We start from the raw sequence: 3955 nt of genomic DNA, 5'->3' as shown, positions 1-3955 counted from the left end.
GGACCGCGGCGGGGCGGAGCCCCCCGCCGCGTCGCCCGCCACGACCGCGGAACTGCCGCAGGTCGCGGCGGACCGGGACGGCGACGGCACGGACGCCGAGGACGCCGAGACCACCCGGGAGATCCCCGAGGTCGAGCGCCGGAAGGCCGTGCGGGCCGCCGGGCAGGCCGGCCCCGCGGACCGGACGGCCGTCCTGCCGACCGTCCCCGCGGCCGACGAGACCGCCGTGCTGCCGAAGGCCGGGCGTGCCGACTTCCGGAAGCCGCCGGTCGGCGACGAGACCGCGGTGCTGCCGAAGGCCGACGAGACGGCCGTGCTGCCGAAGGCGGAGTGCGCCGACTTCCGCAAGGCACCGCTCACGGACGAGACGGCCGTGCTGCCGCAGGCGGACGAGACCGCCGTGCTGCCGCAGGCCGACCCGGACGCGGCCGACCGGGTGCCGCCGGGGCTGTGGCGCGAGGAGCCGCCCGCCGAGACCACCCGCGAGCTCACCCCGGTCGACCGGCCGCGCCCGTCCTGGGCCGAGGAGACGCCGATGGACGACCTCCCGAGCCTCACCGACAGCCTGCTGGGCTCCCGCGACGAGTGGGCCCGCTGGGAGTCCGAGGAGGACGGCGAGGAGGGCCAGGAGGGCCAGGAGCGGCGCGGCTGGGGCCGCAAGCGCCGCCGGGACTGAGCCCTGCGCGGGCGGCCGGCGGAGGCCGCCGACGGGTGGCGGACGCACCGGACGGGCGCCGCGGTCTGAAAGACTGCGGTGCCCGTTTTTCGCATCCGCAGCCAGCCGAGGAAGCCCGTACCCGTGACCGTCGCCGCAGCCGCCCCGTCCACCCGCGCCGCCGAGGCCGCTGCCCCGGAAGCGGCGCGCAGACCCGGCGGCCGGCTGCTGGCACTGGACGGACTGCGCTTCCTGGCCGTCCTGCTGGTCGTCGTCTACCACTACGTCGCGTTCGGGTCGGACTGGGGCCGCCCGCGCGCCGAGCTCTTCCCGGTGCTCTACCGGCCCGCGGCCTACGGCTGGATGGGCGTGCAGCTGTTCTTCCTGATCAGCGGCTTCGTGATCTGCCTGAGCTGCTGGGGCCGCTCGCTCGCCGACTTCCTGAGCTCGCGGGTGGTGCGACTGTTCCCCGCGTACTGGTTCGCAGTGCTGCTCACCACGGCGGTGCTCGCCGCCGTCCCGGGCGGCAGCCGCCCGCGGGCGACCCGGGACGTGCTGACCAACCTGACGATGATGGAGTACCCGTTCGGGGCGCCCTACGTCGACGGCGTGTACTGGAGCCTGTGGGTCGAGGGCCGGTTCTACCTGATCTTCGCGGTGGTGGTGGCGCTCGGCCTCACCTACCGCCGGGTCCTCGCCTTCTGCCTGCTCTGGTGCGCGGCCGGGGTGCTCGCGATGGCGGCGCCCGGCGAGCAGCTGCTCCAGGTGCTGGCGATGCCCGAGTACTGCTGGTTCTTCATCGGCGGCCTGGCCTTCTACCTGATCCGGCGGTTCGGCCCGGATCTGCTGCTCTGGCTGCTGGTCGGCTTCACCTTCCTGGCGGGCTGCCGGGCGGTGCTGCCCACCTACCGCTTCGTCGCCGCCCAGGCCGGCTACCCGGTACCCGAGTGGGGCGTGGTGGCGGTGCTCGCCGTGTTCTACCTGCTGATGGCCGGCGTCGCCCTGGACCGGTTCCGCGGCGTGCAGTGGCGCTGGCTGGCCACCGCCGGGGCGGTCACCTACCCGCTGTACCTGCTGCACGAGTACATCGGCTGGGAGGTGATCGACACCCTCGGGAACCGGGTCGACCCCTGGCTGCTGGTCGGCACGCTGCTGGTGGTGATGACCGCCGCCTCCTGGCTGGTGCACCGCTTCGTCGAGCGGCCCGCCGCCCGCTGGCTCAAGCCCCGCCTGGCGGCCTCCTTCGCCAAGGTGCGCGGGGTGCCGCTGCCCGTTCCGCGCCCGTCCGGTCAGGGTCCGGCGATCCACGGCCCGGCGATCCAGGGCCCGGCGATCCAGGGCCCGTCCACCGACGGGCCGTCGGCCCGGCGCCCCGCGGCCGAGGAGCCGGCGGGCGGGCCGGGGGAGGAGCGGGAGCCGGAGCCGGCCGGGGCCCGCGCGCCGATGGCCGCCCGCGGTGTCGGCGACGGGCGTTAGGCTCGTGGCGGACCCGGCGGGCAGGCGGCCGGGGCGGACGGTGGGTACGGCAGGGAGTACGGCGTGAGCGTGTGGGACGACCTGGTCGGCCAGGACCGTGTGGTCGAGCAGCTGTCCGCGGCCGCCCGTGCGGCACGGGCCACCGTCGCCGCCGGACGCACCGCGGGCGCGCCGGCCGAGCCCGGCGCCAACGCCTCGCTGATGACCCACGCCTGGCTGTTCACCGGTCCGCCCGGCGCCGGCCAGACCACCGCCGCCCGCGCCTTCGCCGCCGCGCTCCAGTGCACCAGCCCCGACCTCGAACTCGGCGGCACGCCCGGCTGCGGCTTCTGCGAGGGCTGCCACACCGTGCTCTCCGGCAGCCACGCCGACGTGAAGTACGTGCGCACCGACGGGCTCTCCATCGGCGTCGGCGACATGCGCGACCTGGTCCTGCGCGCCGCGAGCTACCCGACCGGCGGCCGCTGGTCGGTGATCCTCGTCGACGCCGCCCACCGGCTCACCGAGGCCGCCGCCAACGCCCTGCTCAAGGGCGTGGAGGAGCCCTCGCCGCGCACCGTCTGGCTGCTGTGCGCCCCCTCCGTCCAGGACGTGCTGCCCACCATCCGCTCCCGCTGCCGGCTGCTGGTGCTGCGCACGCCGTCCGCCGAGGCCGTCGCCGACATGCTGGTCCGCAGGGACGGCGTCGACCCGGGCCCCGCGCACGCCGCCGCCCTCGCCGGGCAGGGCGACATCGAGCGCTCCCGCCGCCTCGCCGTCGACGAGCAGGCGCGCGCCCGCCGGGCCGAGGTGCTGCGCATCCCGCTGGAGGTCGCCGACGTCGGCGGCTGCCTCGCCGCCGCCCAGCGGCTGGTCGACACCGCCAAGGCCGACGCCGAGGCCCTGGCCGAGACCCAGGACGCCAAGGAGACCGACGACCTGAAGGCCGCGTACGGCGCCTCCGAGGGCAGCCGGGCGCCACGCGGCATGGCCGGTGCGGTCAAGGAGCTGGAGAAGCGGCAGAAGAGCCGGGCCACCCGCACCCGCCGCGAGACGCTCAACACCGCCCTGCTCGACCTGCTCGGCTTCTACCGGGACGTCCTCGCCCTGCAGTTCGGCTCCGCCGGCCCGCTCGCCAACGAGGACCACCGGCAGACCCTCGACCGGATCGCCTCCGCCGGCCCCGCCGAGTCGACCCTGCGCCGGATCGAGGCCGTCCTGGCCTGCCGCGAGGCGCTGGACCGCAACGTCGACCCGCTGCTCGCCGTCGAGGCGATGACGCTCGCCCTCCGGGCCGGCTGAACCTCCCGGTCGGCCACCGGGGCGCCGGACCGACCCGGCGTCCGCTGCGACGGGGCGCCTCCTGCTGCGACGGGCGCCCCCGAGGGCTTCCGGGTGACGGCATGTCACCTCGCTCGTTCGAGTGAACGTCGCCCGGCGCCCGCCCGGCCCCCGCCGAGCCGCACGGCCCGTTGTGCACCCTGTGGACGGTCGGTCCGAAAGCCGTGGTCCGGCGACCGTGCTCGCCCGGAGGTGGTACGCCCATGCCCCGTCCGCTCCTCGTCGTCGTACCCCTGCTGGCGGCCGCCGCAGCCGCCGCGGCCGGACTCCGGCTCGGCCGCTCCACCCTCACCGGCTGGCGCGACCTCCGCTCCGCCCGCACGTACGGGCTCGCCGCCGAGCAGCGCCCGCTGCTGCTGCGCGCCGCCGCGGCCGTGTTCTGCCTCGTCGGCGCCGCCGTGCTGGCCGTCGCCGTACTGCCCGGCCGGGCACCCGGCGCCTGGGGGCGGTCGCAGCACCTCGGGGCCTCGGCGGCCTCCCGGCCCGACGAAGGCGCGGACCGGG

General features: G+C 76.8%; 3 protein-coding genes and 1 pseudogene. All 4 read left to right on the top strand.

Annotation, left to right across the window (positions count from 1 at the left end):
- Window positions 1–676 (top strand): annotated as a pseudogene (locus tag ABD353_RS08120) (hypothetical protein); the annotation flags it as partial.
- A 123-nt stretch (window positions 677–799) separates the two neighbouring features.
- Window positions 800–2131 (top strand): acyltransferase family protein, encoded by a 1332-nt coding sequence (locus ABD353_RS08115; RefSeq protein WP_344622799.1) that lies wholly within the window; start codon window positions 800–802, stop codon window positions 2129–2131.
- 63 nt (window positions 2132–2194) lie between these two features.
- On the top strand, window positions 2195–3412 hold the full coding sequence (locus ABD353_RS08110) for a DNA polymerase III subunit delta' (RefSeq protein ID WP_344622798.1): 1218 nt from the start codon (window positions 2195–2197) through the stop codon (window positions 3410–3412).
- A 242-nt stretch (window positions 3413–3654) separates the two neighbouring features.
- Window positions 3655–3955, top strand: a 301-nt coding sequence (locus tag ABD353_RS08105; protein ID WP_344622797.1) for a hypothetical protein, incomplete at its 3' end; no start/stop codon positions are given.

The sequence above is a fragment of the Kitasatospora arboriphila genome, from assembly GCF_039528095.1.
Taxonomy (GTDB): domain Bacteria; phylum Actinomycetota; class Actinomycetes; order Streptomycetales; family Streptomycetaceae; genus Kitasatospora; species Kitasatospora arboriphila.
Note: the sequence above shows the minus strand (reverse complement) of the source record. Positions and strands in the feature narration are given on the sequence as shown.